18 protein-coding genes and 1 pseudogene are annotated in these 21,521 nt (G+C 73.1%); 6 read left to right on the top strand and 13 right to left on the bottom strand.

All coding sequences use genetic code 11. From position 1 onward, the window contains the following. Positions 1 to 9: 9 nt before the first annotated feature. Positions 10 to 837 carry an alpha/beta hydrolase gene (locus tag GHR20_RS34765; protein WP_153815507.1) on the bottom strand — a complete coding sequence of 276 codons (828 nt, stop codon included), beginning with the start codon at positions 835 to 837 and terminating at the stop codon, positions 10 to 12. Positions 838 to 997: 160 nt separating this feature from the next. Between GHR20_RS34765 and GHR20_RS34760 the strand changes: the two genes are divergently transcribed. Together GHR20_RS34760 and gvpJ are read left to right on the top strand one after the other, a co-directional pair. After that, positions 998 to 1,828 (top strand): DUF4097 family beta strand repeat-containing protein, encoded by an 831-nt coding sequence (locus GHR20_RS34760; protein WP_153815506.1) that lies wholly within the window; start codon positions 998 to 1,000, stop codon positions 1,826 to 1,828. A 210-nt stretch (positions 1,829 to 2,038) separates the two neighbouring features. Further along, on the top strand, positions 2,039 to 2,407 hold the full coding sequence (gene gvpJ, locus GHR20_RS34755; RefSeq protein ID WP_153815505.1) for a gas vesicle protein GvpJ: 369 nt from the start codon (positions 2,039 to 2,041) through the stop codon (positions 2,405 to 2,407). 42 nt (positions 2,408 to 2,449) lie between these two features. On the opposite strand, the gene GHR20_RS34750 is transcribed toward gvpJ, so the two are convergent. Next, positions 2,450 to 3,898: an aminotransferase class V-fold PLP-dependent enzyme gene (locus GHR20_RS34750; RefSeq protein ID WP_243878426.1), complete on the bottom strand. Its 1,449-nt coding sequence runs from the start codon at positions 3,896 to 3,898 to the stop codon at positions 2,450 to 2,452. Between the two features lie 210 nt (positions 3,899 to 4,108). Then, entirely contained in the window at positions 4,109 to 5,359 is a 1,251-nt protein-coding gene (locus GHR20_RS34745) for an NAD(P)/FAD-dependent oxidoreductase (protein ID WP_153815503.1), read from the bottom strand. A gap of 238 nt (positions 5,360 to 5,597) precedes the next feature. On the opposite strand from GHR20_RS34745, the gene GHR20_RS34740 reads away from it, so the two are divergent. Both GHR20_RS34740 and GHR20_RS34735 read left to right on the top strand, forming a co-directional pair. Next, positions 5,598 to 6,971 (top strand): deoxyribodipyrimidine photo-lyase, encoded by a 1,374-nt coding sequence (locus GHR20_RS34740; RefSeq protein ID WP_153815502.1) that lies wholly within the window; start codon positions 5,598 to 5,600, stop codon positions 6,969 to 6,971. 77 nt (positions 6,972 to 7,048) lie between these two features. Next, positions 7,049 to 8,557: a cryptochrome/photolyase family protein gene (locus tag GHR20_RS34735; protein ID WP_153815501.1), complete on the top strand. Its 1,509-nt coding sequence runs from the start codon at positions 7,049 to 7,051 to the stop codon at positions 8,555 to 8,557. A 58-nt stretch (positions 8,558 to 8,615) separates the two neighbouring features. Here the strand turns inward: GHR20_RS34735 and GHR20_RS34730 are convergent. From GHR20_RS34730 to GHR20_RS34715, 4 genes and pseudogenes are all read right to left on the bottom strand, one after another. Further along, positions 8,616 to 9,523 (bottom strand): annotated as a pseudogene (locus GHR20_RS34730) (B12-binding domain-containing protein). Positions 9,524 to 9,672: 149 nt separating this feature from the next. Continuing rightward, positions 9,673 to 10,269, bottom strand: a complete 597-nt coding sequence (locus GHR20_RS34725) for a sigma-70 family RNA polymerase sigma factor (protein ID WP_153815500.1) — start codon at positions 10,267 to 10,269, stop codon at positions 9,673 to 9,675. Between the two features lie 122 nt (positions 10,270 to 10,391). Beyond that, positions 10,392 to 12,518: an MMPL family transporter gene (locus GHR20_RS34720; protein WP_153815499.1), complete on the bottom strand. Its 2,127-nt coding sequence runs from the start codon at positions 12,516 to 12,518 to the stop codon at positions 10,392 to 10,394. A 150-nt stretch (positions 12,519 to 12,668) separates the two neighbouring features. After that, on the bottom strand, positions 12,669 to 13,262 hold the full coding sequence (locus GHR20_RS34715) for a MarR family winged helix-turn-helix transcriptional regulator (protein WP_243878228.1): 594 nt from the start codon (positions 13,260 to 13,262) through the stop codon (positions 12,669 to 12,671). Between the two features lie 250 nt (positions 13,263 to 13,512). Here GHR20_RS34715 and GHR20_RS34710 point away from each other — a divergent pair, with 250 nt between their 5' ends. After that, positions 13,513 to 14,718 carry a phospholipase D-like domain-containing protein gene (locus GHR20_RS34710; RefSeq protein ID WP_153815498.1) on the top strand — a complete coding sequence of 402 codons (1,206 nt, stop codon included), beginning with the start codon at positions 13,513 to 13,515 and terminating at the stop codon, positions 14,716 to 14,718. A gap of 25 nt (positions 14,719 to 14,743) precedes the next feature. Here GHR20_RS34710 and GHR20_RS34705 read toward each other — a convergent pair whose 3' ends face one another. After that, positions 14,744 to 16,258 (bottom strand): DUF1254 domain-containing protein, encoded by a 1,515-nt coding sequence (locus tag GHR20_RS34705; protein ID WP_153815497.1) that lies wholly within the window; start codon positions 16,256 to 16,258, stop codon positions 14,744 to 14,746. 326 nt (positions 16,259 to 16,584) lie between these two features. On the opposite strand from GHR20_RS34705, the gene GHR20_RS34700 reads away from it, so the two are divergent. Beyond that, the gene (locus GHR20_RS34700; protein WP_243878227.1) at positions 16,585 to 17,151 is read left to right on the top strand and encodes a fasciclin domain-containing protein; all 567 of its coding nucleotides are present in this window, start codon (positions 16,585 to 16,587) and stop codon (positions 17,149 to 17,151) included. Here the strand turns inward: GHR20_RS34700 and GHR20_RS34695 are convergent. From GHR20_RS34695 to GHR20_RS34675, 5 genes are all read right to left on the bottom strand, one after another. Further along, positions 17,117 to 17,947 (bottom strand): ABC transporter ATP-binding protein, encoded by an 831-nt coding sequence (locus tag GHR20_RS34695; protein ID WP_153815495.1) that lies wholly within the window; start codon positions 17,945 to 17,947, stop codon positions 17,117 to 17,119. The genes GHR20_RS34700 and GHR20_RS34695 overlap by 35 nt on opposite strands. Further along, a complete protein-coding gene (locus tag GHR20_RS34690) occupies positions 17,944 to 18,918 on the bottom strand; it encodes an iron ABC transporter permease (RefSeq protein WP_153815494.1) in 975 nt (324 codons plus the stop codon). The genes GHR20_RS34695 and GHR20_RS34690 overlap by 4 nt, the downstream gene beginning before the upstream one ends. Positions 18,919 to 18,974: 56 nt before the next feature. After that, the gene (locus GHR20_RS34685; RefSeq protein WP_153815493.1) at positions 18,975 to 20,012 is read right to left on the bottom strand and encodes an ABC transporter substrate-binding protein; all 1,038 of its coding nucleotides are present in this window, start codon (positions 20,010 to 20,012) and stop codon (positions 18,975 to 18,977) included. A gap of 99 nt (positions 20,013 to 20,111) precedes the next feature. Continuing rightward, the gene (locus GHR20_RS34680; protein ID WP_153815492.1) at positions 20,112 to 20,486 is read right to left on the bottom strand and encodes a darcynin family protein; all 375 of its coding nucleotides are present in this window, start codon (positions 20,484 to 20,486) and stop codon (positions 20,112 to 20,114) included. Between the two features lie 73 nt (positions 20,487 to 20,559). Then, positions 20,560 to 21,453: an NAD(P)H-binding protein gene (locus GHR20_RS34675; protein ID WP_153815491.1), complete on the bottom strand. Its 894-nt coding sequence runs from the start codon at positions 21,451 to 21,453 to the stop codon at positions 20,560 to 20,562. Positions 21,454 to 21,521: the final 68 nt, after the last annotated feature.

The raw sequence follows: 21,521 nt of genomic DNA, 5'->3' as shown, positions 1-21,521 counted from the left end.
CCGTTCGGCTCAGGCCGCGGACGGCTGGTTCACCACGGTGTCGGCGAAGTCGCCGATGGCACCGAGGGTGCGCCCCAACTGCTCGATGTGCGGGAAGTGCCCGGCCTCGGGGATGGGCGCGAAGTGTCCGTGGGGGAAGGACGTGGCGTAGCCGCGGCCATAGGCCGTGGAGGCGATGCCGTCCCGCTCGCCCCAGACCACCAGCACCGGCACGTCCACGCGGTGCAGACGGCCGCGCAGCTTCGGGTCGTACGAGAACTCCTCACCCCCGTAGACCGCGAGGGTCCGCTGGTTGGCGGCCCCCTGCGCCCGCTGCTCGTCGCTGAAGGAGGAGAAGTCGGGGCGGAAGGCCGGGTCGGCGAAGGACAGTTGAGCGAGTTCGGCCGGCGCCAGGGTGCGGACGTCGATGACCGCGTCCCGCTGCTGCACCGCGTGGATGCCCACTGCGTTGATCAGGGTGAGACTGCCTATCCGGCCCCTGGTGTCCCGCAGGGCCATCTCGGAGGCGATCCATCCGCCGACCGAACTGCCGATCACCATGACCTCGTCCAGACCGAGGAGGTCGAGCAGGTCCAAGTAGGCGACGGCGAGATCGGCCGGCGCATCGCACCACTCGGGACGGGGCGTCCCCTGGAAACCCGGGTGGGTCGGAACGACGGTGTACGCGTGCTCGGCGAGCGCCTCGGCCAGCCCGGTCATCGTCCGGGGGCCCGCGCCGCCGTGCAGCAGCAGGAAGCCCCTGCCGCCGGAACTGGTGCCGCGCTCCTCGATGGTGACGGAGAGGCCGCCGGGGAGGTCGACGGTGCGGGTGCTGCTGGTGGGAACAGGGGAGGTCATGGGAACGCCCTTCATGAGAGTTGACTCTCATGAATATAGGGTGGTCGCACTTCTTCATGCAAGTGGACTCTCATGACAAGAGTGCTCCTCTGTCGAGCAGTTGGATCGCAGTGCGGGATCGACGTGCGGGAAACTCGTCCCTCCCGGGCACACGCAACCCATGACGTCATCGTGGAGCAGGCCGAGCCATCCGAACTCCGTACGAAAGTCCCGCCGTCGCGGGCGCGTGGCCTGGGCCGGGTGCGCGCTGGTGCCGCTCCTCGCGCTGACGGCCTGCGACCGCGGCGGTGACCGGGCGGCCGTGCCGGGGGCCGTGCCCAGCGGGCGCGGAGGGGGGTTCGAGAAGGCCGCGCTCGCGGACGGCAGCCGTCTCGTCATCACCACCCAGGGCGGGGTGCGGGTCGTCGGGACGGACGACGGCAGCGTGTCGGTGGACGGCGGGACCCTCGCCCGCTGGGACGGGGACGGCGGGACGCACACCCTCGACCTGCCCTGCGACGAGGGCGACGACCGGGCCAGGGACAACTGCGGCGGAATGCCGCTGGTTCACGTGCCCTCGGGGGTGACGCTCACCGTGCGGGCCCGCAACGCCGGGATCGATGTGAGCGATGTGCGGGGCGAGTTGAGCCTGAGCACGGTCAACGGTGATGTCACCGTGCAGGATTCGGGCACGAAGGGGGCCCGTCAGCACCTGGTGACCCGTAACGGTTCCGTCCGCGCGACCGGCCTCGCGGTGCGCGAGGTGGGGGCCGAGACGGTCAACGGTGACGTCGACCTGCTGTGCACGACCTCGCCCGACGCGCTCGACGGTGTGACCCGCAACGGCTCCGTGCGCGTGACCCTCCCGGCGGGCGCGCCGCCGTACGCGACCGACGCGAGCACCGTCAACGGCCGCTCCACCGTGGACCTTCCGGCCGCCGACTCCACCGACCACCGGCATCGGCTGACTCTGCGCACCGTCAACGGCGACACCGAGGTCCACCGGGGCTGACCCGCACCGCCGTCGTCCGGCCGCGCGCGCCCACGCGGGACGCCGGCCGCGGCGACGGCCGGTTTCCGCCGCTCCACGCGCGATTGCCGCACCGACCTGCTCGTACACACGTTTGATCGCGGAAGGCCGGGTCACACGAACAGGCAGCCTTCGTCGCTGCCGGCGCGGTGTCGACGGGAAATCCGGACTGGGAAAAGGGAGTTGGTCGTGATGACCGTGGCGACACAGGGTGGTGGCGGTGGCGGTTCCAGTGGCCTCTACGACGTGCTGGAGCTCATTCTCGACCGGGGGCTGGTGATCGACGCGTTCGTGCGGGTCTCCCTCGTCGGTATCGAGATCCTGAAGATCGACATCCGGATCGTGGTCGCCAGCGTCGACACGTACCTGCGCTTCGCCGAGGCGTGCAACCGGCTGGACCTGGAATCGGGGCCGCGGAAGCCGGCCGGGCTCACCGAACTCCCCGGGAAGCTCAAGGAGTCCGGCGGGCACGGTGCGGCCAAGGGTGTCCTGTCCGGGGCCGCGGAGGCGATGTCGGACGCCTTCCACCAGGCGCGGAGCGACCGGCCCCGGCGCGCCTGACGCGTGCGGGTGCCGTACGGCGGATCGGATGCGCAAGGGCGATCAGATACGGAAGAGCGACCCGACGAACTCCGTCAGCATCCGCTCCTTCAGCCGGGACGGCAGGGTGTCCAGCAGGGCCAGTACCGGCGCCGTCCGCGACGGCAGGCCCCGTGCGCCGCCCAGCCCCGCGAAGGCCAGGAATCCCGTCACGTCCTGAGGCGTGAGGGTGTCGGGGTCGAGCGTGGCGGCCAGTTCGGCCAGCGCCGGGTCCACGGCCGGCGGCTCGCACGCGCGCGCCGCCACCAGTGACTCGGCCAGGTCCGCCAGCAGTGGTTCGACCCGGTCGCCGGTCGCCGGGGTCAGGGTCAGATGCAGGTTCGGCGGGAGACCGTCGCAGGAGAGCTGCGGCTGGAGATACCAGCCGCGCTCCCGCATCTCGTCCGCCATGTGCAGCACCAGCCCCAGATCGGGCGTGCCGTCCGGACCGTGCACGGTGAACGCGATCAGGCTGCCCGCCGGTTCGCCCAGTACCCGGACGCCGTCCAGCGCCCGCAGGCCGGGGAGCAGCCGGTCCGCGGCCAGCGCCACCCGGCGGGCCAGGGCGGTGTACCCGTCGTGGCCGAGGTGGTGCAGCACCGCCCACGCCTGCGCCAGCAGCCCGCCGGATCTGGTGCCCTGCGCGGTCGGGTTGACCACCGGATAGCCGGGCCAGCCCGCGTACGCGAAGTACTGGTGGCGGCGCAGCCCGGCGTCCCGGTACAGGACGACCGAGGCCCCCTTGTGGGCGTAGCCGTACTTGTGCAGGTCCACCGAGATCGAGGTGACGCCCGGGACCGAGAGGCCGAACGGTTCGACCGGGACCCCCGCGCGGGCGAGGAACGGCAGGAACCAGCCGCCGACGCACGCGTCGACATGGCACAGCACGCCCCGCGCCGCGGCGGCCGCGGCGATCTCGGCCACCGGGTCGAGCACTCCGTGCGCGTACGACGGGGCCGACGCGACCACCAGGGCGGTGCGGTCGGTGACCGCGCTCGCCATGGCCGGGGCGTCGGCGCGGAAGGTCAGCGGGTCGACCGGGACCACCACCGTCTCCAGCCCCAGGTAGTGGGCCGCCTTGTGGAAGGCCGCGTGGGCCGTCGAGGGCAGCACCAGCTGCGGCCGGGTCACCCCGCGCACGGCACGGGCGTGGTCCCGGGCAGTCTTGACGGCGAGCAGGATCGACTCGGTGCCGCCACTGGTGAAACTGCCCTGCGCGCCGGGCACCCCCAGGATCGCGGAGACCGCGCCCACCACGTCGTTCTCCAGCCGGGCCACGCTCGGGAAGACCGTCGGGTCCAGGCCGTTGACCGTGGCGAACACGCCGTACGCGGCCTCGGTCAGCTCGTCCACCTCGGGCAGCCCCGCGTCGTAGACGTAGGCGAACGTCCGGCCGCCCCGGGTCGGCGCGTCCGCGGCCCGCAGGTCGCGCAGCTCGGACAGGAGTTGGCCGGCCGGGCGGCCCGGGGGCAGCGCGGACGGGGGGCGTACGGCGGGGGCGGTCGGCTCGGCGGGCTCGGCTGCGGACTCACTGGGCACGGTCAGTTCCTGTCTGTCCCAGGCACGAGGGCTGTCTCCGTGCCCGACGGGCGTGGGAAGCGCGGCGCAGCGTCAGGGTTATCCGCAATTCCCGTTCCGCACAAGATGACGGGCGGCAAGATGTCCGGCCGCGCCGCCTCGCGCTCACTTTCCGCCGAGGTCCTCCAGCACCTCCCGGGCCGCCCGCGCGCCCGAGGCGAGGGCGCCCTGGACGGAACCCGTCCCCCGGTGATCCCCGCAGACGTAACGCCGCTGCCCGGTACGGCAGGTGCGGGTCAGCGGCCAGGGCGGCGGCATCGCGGGCAGCGCATCCTCGATGGTGCGCGCGGTCAGCAGGTCCCAGGCGGTGGTGTCGGTGTCGTACATCTCGGACAGGGCCGTGGTCACGGCCGACCGCACACCGCCCTCGTCGCCGCCCAGCACCGAGGTGGCGACGAGGGCGCTGCCGCGCGGCGCGTACCCGGGGGCGACCTCGCTGAGGACGCAGGTGTTCAGCACGCGGCGGCGGGTGTCGACCAGCAGGACGGGCTTCTTGAGGGGGGAACGCGGGGCGACGTGGTAGTACGTGGTGACCGTGCGGTGGGCGGGCACGGCCAGGCCGGGCAGCAGCCGTGCGGCGGCACCGGCGCCGGTCGCCACCACGACGGCGCGCGCGGGCAGTTCCCTGCCGTCCGCCGTGAGCACGCCCCGGTCGGCGAGCCCGGACACGGGGGTGCCGAGCCGTACGGTGCCCTCGGGCAGGGCCGCGGCCAGGGCGCGGGGCACGGACTGCACGCCGAAGGCCGGCAGGCACAGGGCGCCGCGCAGCATGCTGCGCCACACGAGGTGGAACACCCGGCTGGACGTCTCCAGGGTGTCCTCCAGGAAGACCCCGGCGAGGAACGGCCGGAAGAAGTCCGCCACGAACGGTTCGGAGAAACCCGCGTCGGCGAGTGCGGTGCGGGTGGTGTGCTCGGGTGCGTGTGTGAGGGTCCGGGCCGGGGCGAGCGCGTCGCGGGCGCCGAGCGCGGCCAGCGCCATCAGGTCGCGCGGCCCCGCGAACCGCCCGGTCAGCAGTGCGGCCACCGTGTCGGGGCGGCGGCGCGGGTCGGCCAGCAGCACGCGCCGGTCACCGGTGTGCACCAGGACGCCCGGCAGAAAGGGGCGCGGGTCGACGAACCGCATGGGCAGGCGGCGGCGCAGCTGCGGGTAGGCGGGGTTGACGACCTGGAAACCCCGGTCCACCGTGAAGCCGTCCAGGCGGTCCGTGCGCATCCGCCCGCCCACCGCGTCGTCCGCCTCCAGCACGGTGACGCCGAGCCCGGCGGCCGCCAGGTCGTGGGCGCAGGCCAGTCCGGCGACCCCGGCACCCACCACGACGACGTCCGCGACCACGGATCCGTCCACCACGGCCATCACCTCTCCTCGTTCCTTCAGCGCCGACCGCCGGCACGCGTCCGGGCGCCGGCACCGGCCTCGCTTCCGGCAGCGGCCACCTCCGCCGGCGCCCGCTGCCCTCCACACTTCCCCGCCATCCGCCGCCGCGGATGCGTCTGCACCAGAACGGGGGAATACCGGCGGCCCGCCGCATCCGTGACCGGCCGTCGGGGCGAATCCGTTCGAGACTCACCTCACCGGAAGTGGAAGCGAGCCCATGCAGACCTCGATCGTCCTGTTCACCTGCGACCTGCGCCTGTCGGACCACCCGCCGCTGCGCGCGGCCGTGCACGGAGGAGGCCAGGTGATCCCGCTCTTCGTGCGCGACCCGGCCGTGGACCGAGCGGGTTTCGCCGTGCCGAACCGGCTCGCGTTCCTCGCCGACTGCCTGCGGGACCTGGACGCGGGACTGCGCGAGCGGGGCGGCCGGCTGGTGCTGCGCGAGGGCGACACGGTCACGGAGGTGTGCCGGGTGGCCGCCGAGGCGGACGCCGACGAGGTGCACATGGCGGGCGACACGAGCGCCTTCGCGTGCGTGCGCGAGCGGCGGTTGCGCCGGGCCCTGGAGGCCGACGGGCGGCGCCTGTACGTGCACGACACGGTGGGCACCGCCGTGGCCGCGGGCGCGGTGACGCCGGCCTCCTCCGACCACTTCGCGGTGTTCACGCCGTACTTCCGGCGCTGGTCCGAACAGTCCCTGCGGGGCGTGCTGGACGCACCGCGCGCGATCACCGTGCCCGCGGAGGTGGGGTCCGCCCCGCTGCCGGAACGCGGCGAGGTGAGCGGCGTGTCGCCGCAGCTGTGCGCGGGTGGTGAGACGGAGGGCCGGCGCCGGTTCACCGCGTGGCTGCGCTCCGGTGTGCACACGTACGCGTCACGGCACGACGACCTGGCGGGCGACGCCACCTCCCGGCTCTCCCCCCATCTGCATTTCGGCACGCTGTCACCGGTCGAGGTGGTCTGCCGGGCCCGCGCGACCGGCGGCGCGGACGCGGAGGCGTTCGTACGGCAGATCGCCTGGCGCGACTTCCATCGCCAGGTGCTCGCCGCGCGCCCCGACGCCGCCGCGCACGACTACCGCACGCACCGCGACCAGTGGCGGGACGGGAAGGACGCGGCGGCGGAGGCCGAGGCGTGGCGGCAGGGCCGCACCGGCTATCCGCTGGTGGACGCGGCGATGCGGCAGCTGCGCCAGGAGGGCTGGATGCACAACCGGGGCCGCCTGCTGACGGCGAGCTTCCTCACCAAGACGCTGTACCTCGACTGGCGGCTGGGCGCCCGGCACTTCCTGGACCTGCTGGTCGACGGCGACGTGGCGAACAACCAGCTGAACTGGCAGTGGATGGCCGGCACGGGCACCGACACCCGGCCCAACCGGGTGCTCAACCCCCTCGCCCAGGGCAAGCGCCACGACCCGGACGGAGCCTATGTGCGGCGGTGGGTGCCGGAACTCGCGGACATCGAGGGGGCGGCCGTGCACGAGCCGTGGAAACTTCCGGAGCCGGAGCGCTCCCGGACCGGCTATCCGGAGCCGGTGGTCTCCCTCGCGGAGGGCCTGGACCGCTTCAAGCGGGCCCGAGGGCGTTCCTGAGGCCGCCGGAAGTCCGCCCGCCGAAAGCCCGCCGGTCTCGCCCCGCACCGTAACCGCGCCCAGTGAAAGGCAGCTCGATGACCACCCCGCACTGGCTCTTCGGCGACCAGCTCGGCCCGCACTTCCTCACCCCGGACGGCGCGGACGGACCCGGCCGCGAGGCCCCCGTGGTGATGATCGAGGCCAGGTCGGTCTTCCGGCGGCGCCGCTTCCACCGGGCCAAGGCGCATCTGGTGCTCTCCGCGATGCGGCACCGCGCGGCGGAACTGGGCGAGCGGGTGACGTACGTACGGGCCGAGACCTACCGCGAGGGCCTGCGCCGGGCGGTGGGGGACGCGCCGGTCACGGTGTGCCATCCGACCTCGTACGCGGCGCTCCGGCTGGTGCGGTCGCTGCCCCGGGTGCGGGTGCTGCCCGCCCGGGGCTTCCTGGTGGCCCACGAGGAGTTCGCCGGCTGGGCCGGGGAACGCGGTGAACGGCGGCTGCGCCAGGAGGACTTCTACCACTGGGTACGCCAGGGGCACGACCTGCTGATGGACGGCGACCACCCGGCGGGCGGCCGGTTCAACCACGACCACGACAACCGCGAGCCCCCGCCGGGCGGCGCCCGGGAACTCGACGTACCGGCTCCGTACCGTCCGCGTGAGGACGGCATCGACGCGGAGGTGCGCGAGGACCTCGACCGGTGGGAGCGCGAGGACGGCGTGCGCTTCGTCGGCCGGGACGGCCCCCGCCGCTTCCCCGCCACCCGGCGGGAGGCGCTGTCGGCCCTGCGGCGTTTCGTGGCACACCGGCTGACGTCCTTCGGGCCGTACGAGGACGCGATGCTCACCGCCGATCCGGTGATGAGCCACAGCCTGCTGTCGTCCTCGCTGAACCTGGGGCTGCTGCACCCGGCGGAGTGCGTGGAGCGGGCCGAGCGGGCCTGGCGGGAGGGCGCCGTGCCGGTGAACAGCGCGGAGGGCTTCGTGCGGCAGATCGCGGGCTGGCGGGAGTACGTCTGGCAGCTGTACTGGCACTTCGGCGAGGACTACCGGCACCGGAACGCGCTCGGGCATACGGCGCAACTGCCCGACTACTTCGCCGAGTTGGATGCGGACGCGGTCACCGCGCACTGTCTGGCCACCGTGCTCGCCCAGGTGCGCGACACCGGGTGGACGCACCACATCCCCCGGCTGATGGTGCTGGGCAGCCACGCGCTCCAGCGCGGCTGGGACCCGGGCGCGGTGACCGACTGGTTCCACCGCTGCTTCGTCGACGGCTACGACTGGGTGATGGTGCCGAACGTGGTGGGCATGTCCCAGTACGCGGACGGCGGCCGGATGACCACCAAGCCGTACACGTCGGGCGGCGCCTACATCCACCGGATGAGCGATCTGTGCGACGGGTGCGCCTACCGGCCCACCGAGCGCACCGGCCCGCACGCCTGTCCCTACGCCGCGGGGTACTGGGCCTTCCTGCACCGGCACCGGCGGCTGCTGTCCGGCAACGCCCGGGTGCGGCGGGCGGTGCAGGGCCTGGACCGGCTCGGTGACCTGGACGAGGTGCTGCGGCAGGAGCGGCGGCGGGCCGGCGAGGTGCCGTGAGGGCGGCGGGGACGTGGGCGACGGGGACGTGGGCGACGGCGGGGACGTGGGCGCCTGCTCACCCCGCGGTGCACAGCGTGCGCAGCGCCTCCACCGCCTGGGCCAGTCCGGCCGGCCTGAGGACACCGGCCGGCTGGGACGGGCTCCAGCCGGGGCCGCCCAGCAGCACCGCGGGGCCGCGCCGGGTGCCCTTCATGCCCCAGCGCGTCGCGGCGATGTGCCGGGCCAGCGCCGGGGCCGCCCGTGCGCTCTCCTGGGCCCACAGCACGACTGCCACCGGGCCCAGCCGGCGCACGGCCGCGTCCAGCGCCTCGGCGGGCACCGCCGCCCCCAGCATGCGTGCCGGCAACCCCGCACGGCCGAGCGCCGCGTGCAGCGCCTCCAGGGGCAGGGTGTGCTGCTCGCCGGGTACGCAGGCCAGCAGGACGCAGCCGGTCGCCGGGGAGACCGGGTCGGCGGCGGACGGCACGCAGCGGCGCAGCACCGTGGAGACATGCCAGGAGAGCAGGTGCTCCACCTCCACGTACTGGTCGCCCGAGGAGGCCCAGCGGCGTCCCACGGCATGCAGGGTGGGGGCCATCACCTCCTGCCAGGCCGCGACCACGCCGTGGCGCTCGACGGCGGCGGTGAGCTGCTTCTCGAGCGCGGGAGCGTCCAGCCGTACGGCGGCCCGCGCCAGGCCGCGGCACTCCTGGCGCACATCGCCGAGGGGCAGGGCGCCGGCGGCCCGGGATCGCCCGGGGGCGGTGCGGGCGGCGGAGCGGCGGCGTCCTTCGCCGCGGGGAGCGGGCGGGCGGCGGTGCCGAGGACGGCGCGGGCCGCGTCGGCGGGCGGGACGCCGGTCGCCGTCAGCCGGCACATCTCCTCGACCGTCGCCACGTCGGCCGCCGTCCAGCGCCGGTGGCCGCCACCGGTGCGTGCCGTCGGTCCGATGCCGTAGCGGCGGTCCCACGAGCGCAGGGTCATGGGCGACACGCCGAGGCGGCGGGCCAGCACGCCCGTGGTCAGACCGGCGTCGCCCGGTACAGCGGGTGCGGCCGGGGGCGGGGGCGCGGAGGAGTTCACGGCGGTCAGGGGTTCCCTTCGTCCTGGGGGCGGCTCAACGAACCGGCCGGTCAGCGGGCTCGCTCCCCGGCCTCGACGTCCAGGTTCCCCGCCAGGCGCAGCAGCCCACGCCGGGCGTGGCTCTTGACCGTACCCAGCGGCCATCCCGTCACATGGGCGATCTGCGTCTGTGTCAGGTCGCCGTAGAAGGCCAGGCACAGGACCCGCCGCTGCACCTCGGGCAGGCGGCGCAGCTCCCGGGTGACGTCCACGCGGCTCAGGACGGCGTCCTGCGCGGACGACCGGTCCTGCGGGCGGGCCGACTCCCGTGCCGCCGCGACGGTGACGTCCGAGCGCCGGGTTCGGGCCGCCAGCGCGTCGGCGATCTTGCGCCGGGCGATGCCCACGAGCCAGGCGGGCAGCGGACCGCGGGCCGGGCGGTATCCGTGGCGGCCGCGCCAGGCGGCGAGGAACACCGTCTGGGTGACGTCCTCGGCCTCCGCGCCGTCCCCCAGCGACTGCCGCGCCAGGGACAGGACGAGGGGGGCCCAGCGGCGGTAGACCGCTGCCATACCGTCCTCGTCCCCGGCCAGGAAGCGCGAGACCAGGTCGGGCTCCGGGTCCGCCGCGGGCGCGGGCGGGGCTTCGGTGACAGCGAGTGCGGTCATGTGGCCAGCTCCTAGTGCCGGTGGATCCTGCCTCATGACCACGCTCCGTCCGGCGCCCGCGTCCCGGCAACTCGCATCGGATCTGCATCGGATCGATGCTGGCGGCGGGCGCGCCGTGTCCGTCAGGCGCGCTCCTCGTCCGGCAGGGCGGCCGTCCGCCCCGCCGCCGCGGTGCGGCCGTCCGCCTGCGCGGTGCCGGGCCGGGTGGGCCACCACACCCGGTCCCCCAGGTCCCGCACGAGCGCCGGCACCAGCAGGGATCGCACCACCAGGGTGTCCAGCAGCACCCCGAAGGCCACGATGAAGGCGATCTGCACCAGGAACGCCAGGGGGATCACGCCGAGCGCCGCGAAGGTGGCCGCGAGGACCACGCCGGCGGAGGTGATGACTCCGCCGGTGGTGACGAGCCCGCGGCGGATGCCCTCGCGGGTCCCGTGCCGCAGGGTCTCCTCGCGGACCCGGGACATCAGGAAGATGTTGTAGTCGACACCCAGGGCGACCAGGAAGACGAACCCGTACAGCGGGACCGACGGATCGGTGCCGCTGAAGCCGAACAGGTCGCGGAAGACCAGCGCCGCCACCCCGAGGGTCGCCGTGAAGTTGACGGCGACGGTCAGCACCAGCAGGACCGGCACGGCGAAGGAGCGCAGCAGCAGCACGAGGATGGTCAGGATGACGGCGAGCACCACCGGGACGATGACCATGCGGTCGCGTTCGGCCGCGCGCAGTGTGTCGTACTGCTGCGCCGTGTAGCCGCCTACCCGTGCGTGCGCGCCGGGCAGCGCGTGCAGCGCCGTGCGCAGCCGGGCCACGGTGTCACGGGCGGTCTGGGTGTCGGGGGCCGCCTTCGCGGTCGCTTCGAAACCGACCCTGCCGTTCACCGCCTTCGGATGGGCGGCCGGGCGGCCCAGGGCGCCGGTCGCGGTCACCGCCGCCACGCCCTCGGTGGCGCGTACGGTGCGCTCCACGCGGTCGGCAGAGGCGGCGTCGGCGATGACGACCACGGGGATGCCCGCGCCGGCCGGGAAATGGCGGGCCAGGGTCTGCTGCGCGGCGACGGACGGTACGTGCCGTACGAACGTCTCGTCCAGCGGCACGCCCCGCGAGTCCAGGGTGAGGGCGCCCGCCGAGCAGACGAGCAGTCCGGTCAGGGCGAGCGCCCACACCCGGCGCGGCCTCCGGTCGACCAGGCCGGCGACGCGCTGCCACAGACCCGTGGCCCCGGCCGCGCTCCCGGGCCTGGCCGGCCAGTAGGCGCGGCGGCCCAGGAGGGCCAGGGCGGCGGGCAGGAAGGTGAGCGCGCTCAGGACGGCGCAGGCGATCCCGACGGCGCCGACCGGTCCGAGGGCCCGGTTGTTGGTGAGGTCGCTCAGCAGCAGGGCGATCAGCCCGAGGGCGACGGTGCCCGCGCTGGCCAGGACGGCCGGTGCCGAACGGCGTACGGCGGCTCGGGCGGCGTCGTGGCGGTCCCGGCCCGCGGTGAGTTCTTCCCGGCAGCGGGCGGTGACCAGGAGCGCGTAGTCCGTCGCGGCGCCGATGACCAGGATCGAGAGGATGCCCTGCACCTGGCCGTCGACGCGGACCAGGCCGTGATCGGCCAGGGCGTAGACGACGGCGCAGGCCAGTCCCAGCGCGAACACCGCACCGGCGATGACGACGAGCGGCAGCAGCAGGGAGCGGTAGACCAGCAGCAGGATGACGAGGACGGCGGCCAGGGCGACCGCGAGCAGGACGCCGTCGATGCCGGAGAAGGCGTCCGCCAGATCGTTCCGGGTCGCGGCCGGGCCCGCCAGCCGCACCTGGGTGCCGGGCACCTTCTCGGCGACCGCCCGCACTCGTTCCAGCGTGGGCGCGAGCCGGTCGCCCAGGTCGGGGCGCAGCGGCACGACGGCCTGGAGGGCGGCGTGGTCGCGCGAGGGCAGGGCGGGCGACGGGGACCCCGCCATGCCGGGCTCACCGCTGAGCCCGGCCAGGGCCGCCGTGGCGGGCCGCTGCCGCCCGTCGACGGCCTTTCCGTCGTCGGCGGTCCACAGCACGATGACCGGCAGTGTCTCGCGCTGCTGGAAGGCGGACTGCTCGCGCAGGACTCGGGTGGACTCGGCGCTGCGCGGCAGGAAGGCGGCCTGGTCGTTGGTGGCGACCTCGCCGAGCCGTCCGGCGAACGGGCCGAGCAGCGCCCCGACCACCAGCCATACGGCGATCAGTGCGATGGGGACGAGTCCGCGGGGCGGGCGGTGCGCGGGTGTCATGTGACTCCTCGGAGTCGGAGCGGGCGGCCAAGAACCTCGACAGTGAACAATCTCAATGATCAAGCAGCATTTCATTGAAATGTCATCGGGCTGCTTCTCCGGATGCCCGCGGATCGGATGCGCCTGCCGCCGGAATCGGTTCGAACGGCCTCAGCGGCCGGCGGGCAGCCCGGGGACCTCGGCGAGGGAGTCGTTCAGGGCGGTCAGGAAGCGCAGGACCACGGTCAGCTCGTGCTCGTCGAAGTCCGCACCGGAGCGGACCAAGGCGTCGGCGAGCGGACGGAAGTGGGTGCGGGCGGCGGCACGGGCATCGGCGGCGTAATGGAGGTGCACCACGCGGCGATCGGTGTCCTCGCGCACCCGGCGGACCTGACCGGCGCGTTCGAGCCGGTCGACGCAGGCGGTGACCGCACCGGAGGTGAGGCCCAGCACGGCGCGCAGCCCGGTGGGCGTCATCGGCTCGGGCGCGTCGAGGATGGCGGCCAGCGCCTGGACGTCGGTGACATGCAGGTTCTGTCGGGCCGCGTACTGCTGGATGACCCGGCCGACCTCGCCGTGCATGCGGCGCAGCTGCACCGCGAAGGCCGCCAGGTCGCCCGAGAACGGCGGGAGGCCGTCGGTGGCCGCGCCCCCGGCGGCGCGGCCCGCGGTCGCGGTGTGCCCGTCACCGGCGGCAGGGGGAACGCCGTCGGCGGTCCCACCGTGCGGTCGCGCCGGGTGCCCTCCGCTCGTCTCCATGTCCACCGGCGCATCGTACCGGGGCGGGCACGGATCTCCGCTGGGCCGCCTCCGCTTGCGGTGTTACGGCCGAGCGTGCGGACGGGACGCCCTCCCCCGGAACCCGCGGCCTCGTCGGTGATCCGGACGGGCAGGTGCGGACCGGTCCGTGTCCGCGGTGGAGGACTAAGGCCCACCTCGCCGGGAATCCGCTCGGTCGGGCTCGTCCGGCAGCCCGGCACTTCGGCTTTCTGTCCCGATGGAGGGATTCGGCGTGATGCTCGACAGGGTACCGGCACCTCCCGTCCGCGAGACGGCGTTCGACGCGGCGGCGCGCAAGCAGCGCCTGCGCCGCCGGCTGGAGCGGCTGATCGGCGTGGCGGCCACCGAGGGCAACGAACTCGTGCCGCTGCGCAACGGTGACGCGATCTTCCCCGCGATGCTCGGGGCGATCCGCGAGGCCCGGCACACCATCGACATGATGACGTTCGTGTACTGGCGGGGGCAGGTCGCCCACGACTTCGCCTACGCCCTGGCGGAGCGCGCCCGCGCGGGGGTGCGGGTACGGCTGCTGCTCGACGGGTTCGGCGCCAAGAAGATAGAGCGCACGCTGCTGGACCTCATGAGCGCCGCGGGCGTGCAGGTGGCGTGGTTCCGCAGACCCGTGCTGCTGTCGCCGTTCAAGCAGAACCACCGCTGTCACCGCAAGGCCCTCGTCGTCGACGAGCAGACCGCCTTCACCGGCGGTGTCGGCATCGCGGAGGAGTGGTGCGGTGACGCCCGGGACGCCGCCGAGTGGCGCGACACCCATGTACGGGTGCGCGGCCCGGCCGTGGACGGCATCGCGGCGGCGTTCGCGCAGAACTGGGCGGAGTGCCATGACGAACTCTTCGACGACCGCGACCGCTTCACGGAGCAGCCACAGCCCGGCTCGGCGGTGGTGCAGGTCGTCCGGGGCTCCGCGAGCATCGGCTGGCAGGACATGCAGACCCTCATCCGCGTCATGCTCACCTCCGCTCAGGAGCGCTTCCGGCTGGCCACCGCCTACTTCGCCCCTGACACCTACTTCATCGACCTGCTGTGCGCGACCGCCCGGCGCGGTGTGCGGGTCGAGATCCTGCTGCCCGGCCCGCACACCGACCAGCGCGCCTGCCAGCTCGCCGGTCAGCATCATTACGCGCGTCTGCTGCGGGCCGGTGTGCGCATCCGCCAGTTCCAGCCGACCATGATGCACGCCAAGATCATCACCGTGGACTCGGTCGCGTCCCTCATCGGGTCCACCAATTTCAACCGCCGCTCGATGGACCACGACGAAGAGGTCATGCTCGCCGTCCTGGACGAGGAGTTCACCGCGTCGCTCGACCGCGACTACGACGCGGACCTGAAGCGCAGCACGGAGATCGACCTCGGCCGCTGGAGGCGCCGGGCGGCGCTGCAACGGGCCAAGGAGGCCGCGGTCACCCCGCTCCGCCGCTTCCTGTGATCCGCCAGGACCGGGTGGTGAGCCGTCAGGCGACCCGGGTCAGCGGCGGGCATTCCCAGGTCGCGTCGAGCACCGCCGCGCCGGGCCGGTACAGCCGCAGGGCCACGAACCAGGTGCCCTGCGCCGCGGTGGGCAGCCAGTTGGCTTCCGCGTCCCGCCCGGGCGGATCGCCGCGCAGGTGAAGGGTCAGGCCGCCGTCCGCGTCATAGCGCAGTCCGGCGCTGCGGTCGCCCACCGAATAGCGGTCGGCCGGGTTGGGGATGAGGTTCATGTCCTCCCCGTAGGCGGTCAGCGACCAGAAGGCGTCGACCGGGGGCAACGCGCCTGCGGGGAACCGTAGTTCGTACCGGCCCGCGGAATCCAGCTTGTTCCCGTCCGCGTCCTCGAAGTTGAGCAGGTAGACCGCCTCGGCGGGATCGTTGGCGGCGACACCGATCAGCGACTGGTCGGCGGCCCGCTTGAGGAAGTCGTCGCCGAACCGCCCCATCTCCGGCGGCGGGTAGCGCCAGCCGTGGACGAGTTCGGCCCAGTCCCCGCTGAGGATCTGCTGTCTGAGCAGGGGCACGCCGACGGCGGCGGCCCGGACCAGGCTGCGTCTGACCGCCTCGGGCTGGGCCTCGACGTCGAGCCCGGGGCCGATGCCGATCCGGGCGAACTGCTGGAGGAGTACCTGGTGATGGGACGGCGGCGGGTTCTCGGCCAGCATCAGGTTGAGGGTCTTCCAGGGCCCCAGGGGATCCTCCTCCGCCGGGACGGGCCTCGGCACGGCACGGTCCTCGGGGACCTTCGCGTGCTTCTTGCCGAACAGGCTGAGCGGGGTGAGCCGGTACCGCTCCTGGAGTTCCCGGACGCGGGGCACGTCGTCCGGGCCGTCGACCAGGGTGCGCCCGAGCACGAGGACCCAGGGGCTGGGGGCCTTCTTCAAACGGCGTACGCCGGCCGGGAGTTTGCCCTTCCAGCCCGGGCCGACGAGGGCGAAGTCGCCCGCGCCGGAGCCGGTGGTGCGCTGACCGACGTAGTCGAAGTTGTCGGAGGTGATCCCCACCAGCTCGAAGGTGAAGTACCGGTCGCCCATGTCCGGGTGGGACAGGATGACCGGCTCACTGCCGAGATGCACCCACGCCGTCGAGTACAGGGTGTCGTTGTTGGGGCAGCCGCCGTCGCGGTACGTCGCGTCCAGCAGGCGCTCGGCATGCCAGAAGTGGTTGACGGGCGCGTACGGGATCGTGGCCGGGTTCCGTGGCCTTGTCACCCAGTCGTATCTCAGCTGGGCGTTGTAGATGTACGGGAACCCGTAGACGAACGCCTGCTCGCCGAGCGTGTAGGCGTACTCGCCCCGCCAGTCGTCCGTGCGGCCCGTCAGGATCGGTTTCACCGCGCGGCCGAGCGCGGGCACGATCTCCGGCAGGTGGCGTGCGCGGTCGATCGTGGACCTCGGGTGGAGGGCCACGTGCCCGGCGGCCCGTGCCATCGTGACGGCCGCGCCGGCCACGTCCTCGGGGATGCGCCGCCAGGCAGGGCTCTGTGAGGGTTCGGACATATCGACACCACTTCGCTCGACCGGCTGTGACCCGACTTCGCTCGACCGTATGAAGTGCCCCGGTCAGGGCGCCTTGTCGCGTCTCCCCCGCCGTCCATCCTCCTCCGCGTCGCCGGTCGTCGCAGCCGGAGGCTTCGAGATGCGGTCACCCGTCCCCGCTGGATACGCTCGCTGGGCAGCCGGGGAACGGCTAAGGGCCGGGGCGCCGCAGCCGCTCACCCCGCGCGCGGAATCGAGGACGGCTGCGGAAACGACGTTTTCCGCAGCCCGGACCTCTTCACTGTTCACGCCTCCACGGGAGGAAGGTTGCCATGAGGTTCACCGGCATGCGTACAGCGAAGGCCACCGCGGCGGCTCTGGTGGCCGTACCGCTCGCGCTCGGGGGTATGGCGTCGCAGAGCCAGGCACAGACCGCGTCTCCCAGCCCGTCGGGCACGTTCGGTCCCGGGTGTCCTTCGGTCTCCCAGAAGATCGACACGGTCAAGGACAAGGTCACGGAGGCCGCCGCCGCGTATCCGCAGCTCAGCCAGCTGGTCTCGGGCGCGGTCAGGGCACGCCTGAACGGCACCCTCGACAGCAAGTCCCACATCACCGTGTTCGCCCCCAGCGACCAGGCGTTCAAGAAGGTGAGCGCGTCGCAGCTCACCACGCTGCTCAAGAACCAGGGCCGGCTGAAGAAGGTGCTGACCTACCACGTCGTGGACAAGCAGATCACGCCGGACGAACTCTCCCACGGCTCCTTCACGACGGTGGAAGGCGGCAAGCTGACCACGTCGGGCTCGGGCACCGACTTCAAGGTCAACGGGAAGGCGAGCATCGTCTGCGGCAACATCAAGGCCGCGAACGCCACCATCTACGTCATCGACTCGGTTCTCCAGCCTCCGTCCTCGTGACGCGTGGGCTGGACCTCGCCTCCCGCGCGAGTGGCCGGGCCGCGTACGTGATCCGGATGACGCCGTCGGCGTGCCGCTCGGTCGTCGCGCGGACGCCGAAGACGTCGGCGAGCAGGTCCGGGGTGAGCACCTTTAGGACCGGTCCCGCCGCGGCCACGGTTCCCTCGCGCAGGACGACGAGGTGGTCGCAGAGGCGGGCGGCGAGATCGAGGTCGTGCAGCACGGCGAGGGTGGTGACGCCGGTGGCGCGGATCAGGTCCAGGAGTTCGAACCGGGCCCGGATGTCCAGGTGGTTGGTGAGTTCGTCCAGCACGAGAAGCCTGGGGTCCTGGGCCAACGCCCGTGCCAGCAGGACGCGTTGACGCTCACCGCCCGAGAGGGAGGCGTAGTCCCGGTCCGCGAAGGGCCGTACGCCGCAGCGGTCGATGGCGTCGGTCACGGCCGCGCGGTCCTCGGCGCCGTCGCGGCCGAGCAGCCCGTGATGGGGGGCGCGGCCGAGGGCCACGATCTCGCCGACCGTCAGGCCGGCGGTGTTGCCGCCCGCGTCCTGGAGGACGGCCGCGGTACGGCGGGCGGCCTCTCGGGGCGACAGCTCCCACACGTCGTCCGCACCGACCCGGACCGCCCCGTCCGCCGGGCGCAGCGAGCGGTAGACGGTGCGCAGCAGGGTGGACTTGCCGCTGCCGTTGGGTCCGACGAGGCCGACGATGTCGCCCTCGCGTACTTCGAGGCTCACGGCGCGCAGGATCGGGGTGCGGTCGAGGGTGACGTGGAGCCGGTCGACGTGGAGTTTCATGCGGTTCGGTCCAGGCCCTTGTCGCGGCGCAGCAGCCAGAGGAAGAAGGGGGCGCCGAGGAGCGCGGTGAGGATGCCCAGGGGCAGTTCGTCGGGGCGGGCGAGGGTGCGGGAGAGGAGGTCGACGAGGACCAGGTAGACCGCGCCGAGCAGGGCCGTCAGGGGCAGCAGCCGGCGGTGGTCGGCGCCGGTGGTCAGCCGTACCAGGTGCGGGATCATCAGTCCGACGAAGCCGATGCTGCCGGCGACCGCGATGACCGTGCCGGTCAGCAGCGCGCTGAGGACCAGCAGGACGGCGCGCAGCCGGTTGACGTCGACGCCGAGCGCGGTCGCCGACTCGTCGCCGGCGAGGAGCACGTTGAGGCGGCGGCCGAACAGGGACAGCAGGACGGTCGTGGCGAGCACCACGGCGGCCACCGTGGGGAGTCGGTCCCACTGGGCGCCCGCGACGCTGCCCAGCATCCAGAACATCACCGTGCGCAACTCGGTCGGGGTGGCCTGGAGTTGCACGAAACTGGTCGCGGAGAGGAAGACGTAGCCGACGGCGACACCGGCCAGGACCAGCCGGGTCGGCGCCATCCGTCCGTGGCGCCGGCCGAGCGCGAAGACCAGGGCTCCGGCGGCCACCGCGCCGAGGAACGCCGCCGCCGACACCCCGAGACCGGCGAGCGCGACGCCGCCGCCGAGGGTGATGACGAGGACCGCGCCGAGCGTGGCGCCGTAGGAGAAGCCCAGCACGACGGGGTCGGCCAGCGGGTTGGTCACCACGGTCTGGAGCACCGCGCCGGACACGGCCAGGCCCGCGCCGACCAGGGCCGCCAGGACCACCCGGGGGGTGCGGAAGTTCCAGACGATCTGGTCGAGGGCGGGATCGGCGGACCCCGTGCGCGCGCCGGTGACATGGTGAAGGACGATCCCCCACACGTCACCGACGGGCACGTTCACCGCACCGATGCTGATCGCCACGATCATGGTGACGAGCAGGGCGACGGGCAGCAGCGTGAAGGCGAGCGGGACGTGGAGCCGGGTCAGAAGGCGTCGGGGTGCAGCATCCCGGCGATCTTCCGCACGGCCAGGTCGTTGCTGGGGCCGAGGTACATCGAGTCGGAGAGCGTCACGTACGTGTTGTTCTTCGCGGCCGGCCACTGGGGGAACTCCTTGAGCAGTTTCCTGGCGTAGGCCGCCGGGTTCGGGTCGTTGTAGCCGATGACGACGAGGGCGTCCACGTCGGTGGCGGCCACCTTCTCCTTGCTGAGATCGGCGAAGGAGCCCTTGGCCGCGTTCTCGAAGGCGTTGGAGCCGCCGGCCCGGGCGAGGATGTCGTTGTAGACACCCTTGGCGACGACCGAGCCGAAGTCGTTGCCGCCCATGGACATGTTGGAGAAGAGCACCATCACCTTCGGCTTCTTCTTCCCCTTCACCTTGGCGGTGACGGCCGCGATGTTCTGCTCGGACGCGGCGATCAGCTTCTCGGCCCTGTCGCTCACGTGGAAGACCTCGCCCATGTCGCGCAGCAGCCGGTAACTGTCGGCGATGGTCATCTTCGACGTGTCCTGGTCGCAACCCTGCGGTGAGACATAGGTGTTGGCGCCGACCGCCTTCAACTGGTCGCGGGTGGCGAAGCCGTTCTTCCGGTCGAAGCCGTACGACGTCGTGGACAGCACCAGATCCGGGCGCAGGCCGAGCATGGCCTCCCGGGGGATGTCGTAGGCGTCGTTGAGCTTCACGTCCCCGGTGGGCAGCTTCTTGATCGCCGCGGCCCGGCCGGGCACCTCGGACATGCCGTAGGTCTGCTCGTTGGCGACGATTCTGTCGCCGAGGCCGAGGGCGAGCAGCGTGGAGACCTCGGCGACGGAGGCGCCGTTCATCACGACGACCCGGCTGGGGGCCTTCTCGAAGGTCTCCTTCACACCGCAGTTGTCGATGGTCACCGGATAACCGCTCTTCGAACCAGCGGCCCCGGCCGGGTCGTCGTCCGCCCTGCCCGCGGACGACGACCCGCACGCTCCCGCGAGCAGACACAGGGCCGCGGCCAGGGCGGCAGCGGCCGGCCGATTCATCGACATGCGGGCTCCTTGCGTCAGGTGTGTGCCCATGGGAGGTGGGCTCTGATGCAGTAGTCGGAGCGAAGCGGGCTCGGGTTCCCGCGAGTTGCCGTACGCAGGTCAGGTGACGATGGTGGCGACGGGTTCGAGGCCGTACGTCCGCGCGTAGCCGTTCTCGGTGCCGACGAGGAGGTCGACGATCTCGAAGTAGCGGTCCCAGAACGGGGTTTCGCGCAGTGCGTCGATGAGGAGCTGGTAGGCGTGGTGGTCCTCGGCCTCCCACACCCAGACGTCGGTGACGCGCGTGGAGTAGAACTCGGTGTCGTAGAAGCGTGACCGGACGCCGGTGGTCCTGGCCTCGATGGCCGGGCGGACCTGGGTGGTGAAGGCGTCCACCCGTTCCTGGACGGTCAGGGCGAGCCATTCGGGCGTGGTCTTCACCAGCATGAACGCGGTGACGGGCGGTTCGGTGCGGTCCGTCTGGTCAACGGGCATGGAGATACCTCCGCAGGGGGTGGATGCCGGGCCTCGGGAGAGGACGGCGGGATTCAGGAGAGGACGGCGGGTCTCAGGAGAGGACGGCGGGCTTGAGGGTCCGGGCGCACCACTGCTCGAAGGTGGTGGGGGAAGCGGTGTCGGGGGTGCGGGCGACTCCGGCGTCGAGGCCCTCGTCCTTGGCCCGCTTCATGTCGACGACGCCTCGCGCGAACTCCTCGTCGAGGCCGTAGCCGGCGAGGGTGGTGTACAGCTCGTCGAGCGGCCGGCGTTCGTAGCGGACGGGGCGGCCGAGCTGTTCGGTCATGATGCGGGCCAGGTCGTCGGGCGACAGGTCCTCGGGCCCGAGGACCGGGACGCTGCCTGTGCCGGTCCAGGAGCGGTCCAGCAGCAGGCGGGCGGCGACGGCCGCGATGTCGGCGACGGCGACGAGCGGTGCCCGGCGGTCGGCGGCGACGGTGTCGGTGAAGACGCCCTTCTCGCGGATCGAGTCGGCCTCCTCCAGGAGGTTCTCGAAGAAGGAGGGGTTGGCCAGGGCCCGGTAGGCGACGCCGGTGCCGGCGATCAGGTCGTCCACGGCGAGCGAGGCGGTGACGAGTCCGGCCCGGTCGGCGAGCGGGGTGCCGCGGCCGAGCGCGGAGACGCCGACCACATGACCGACGCCGTGGGCGGTGAACGCCTCGGCGGCGGGGCGGGTGAAACCGGTGTACGCGTCCCCCGGGGGCAGGGAGGCGTCCGGCGGGACGAGCCAGAAGACGGCGTCCGCGCCCTCGAAGGCCCGGTCGAGGACGCCGGCGTCGCCGTGCGAGCCGGTGACCACCTCGACGCGTCCGCGCGCCGCGTCCGGAAGCCGGGCGGGGTCACGCACGATCACGCGCAGTTCCTCGCCCGCCGCGGGGGCGGACTCCAGGAGCAGGGAGAGCAGATGACGGCCGATGTTCCCGGTGGGAGCCGTAATGACGATCATGAAAACCTCGCAGGTCGTGCTGATCGGGTACGTCCCTCATCCTGCTGAGCGGCGCCGTGCTGCCACAA

Origin of the sequence: Streptomyces sp. SUK 48 (genome assembly GCF_009650765.1) — a bacterium.
Classification (GTDB): domain Bacteria; phylum Actinomycetota; class Actinomycetes; order Streptomycetales; family Streptomycetaceae; genus Streptomyces.
This window is presented reverse-complemented; position numbering and strand designations above follow the sequence as displayed.

Coding starts and splice junctions, on each gene's coding strand:
- GHR20_RS34765 (WP_153815507.1), bottom strand. CDS start 837: ATGACCTCCCCTGTTCCCACCAGCAGCACCCGCACCGTCGACCTCCCC.
- GHR20_RS34760 (WP_153815506.1), top strand. CDS start 998: ATGACGTCATCGTGGAGCAGGCCGAGCCATCCGAACTCCGTACGAAAG.
- gvpJ (WP_153815505.1), top strand. CDS start 2,039: ATGACCGTGGCGACACAGGGTGGTGGCGGTGGCGGTTCCAGTGGCCTC.
- GHR20_RS34745 (WP_153815503.1), bottom strand. CDS start 5,359: ATGGCCGTGGTGGACGGATCCGTGGTCGCGGACGTCGTCGTGGTGGGT.
- GHR20_RS34740 (WP_153815502.1), top strand. CDS start 5,598: ATGCAGACCTCGATCGTCCTGTTCACCTGCGACCTGCGCCTGTCGGAC.
- GHR20_RS34735 (WP_153815501.1), top strand. CDS start 7,049: ATGACCACCCCGCACTGGCTCTTCGGCGACCAGCTCGGCCCGCACTTC.
- GHR20_RS34725 (WP_153815500.1), bottom strand. CDS start 10,269: ATGACCGCACTCGCTGTCACCGAAGCCCCGCCCGCGCCCGCGGCGGAC.
- GHR20_RS34720 (WP_153815499.1), bottom strand. CDS start 12,518: ATGACACCCGCGCACCGCCCGCCCCGCGGACTCGTCCCCATCGCACTG.
- GHR20_RS34710 (WP_153815498.1), top strand. CDS start 13,513: ATGCTCGACAGGGTACCGGCACCTCCCGTCCGCGAGACGGCGTTCGAC.
- GHR20_RS34705 (WP_153815497.1), bottom strand. CDS start 16,258: ATGTCCGAACCCTCACAGAGCCCTGCCTGGCGGCGCATCCCCGAGGAC.
- GHR20_RS34700 (WP_243878227.1), top strand. CDS start 16,585: ATGCGTACAGCGAAGGCCACCGCGGCGGCTCTGGTGGCCGTACCGCTC.
- GHR20_RS34695 (WP_153815495.1), bottom strand. CDS start 17,947: ATGAAACTCCACGTCGACCGGCTCCACGTCACCCTCGACCGCACCCCG.
- GHR20_RS34690 (WP_153815494.1), bottom strand. CDS start 18,918: ATGATCGTGGCGATCAGCATCGGTGCGGTGAACGTGCCCGTCGGTGAC.
- GHR20_RS34685 (WP_153815493.1), bottom strand. CDS start 20,012: ATGTCGATGAATCGGCCGGCCGCTGCCGCCCTGGCCGCGGCCCTGTGT.
- GHR20_RS34680 (WP_153815492.1), bottom strand. CDS start 20,486: ATGCCCGTTGACCAGACGGACCGCACCGAACCGCCCGTCACCGCGTTC.
- GHR20_RS34675 (WP_153815491.1), bottom strand. CDS start 21,453: ATGATCGTCATTACGGCTCCCACCGGGAACATCGGCCGTCATCTGCTC.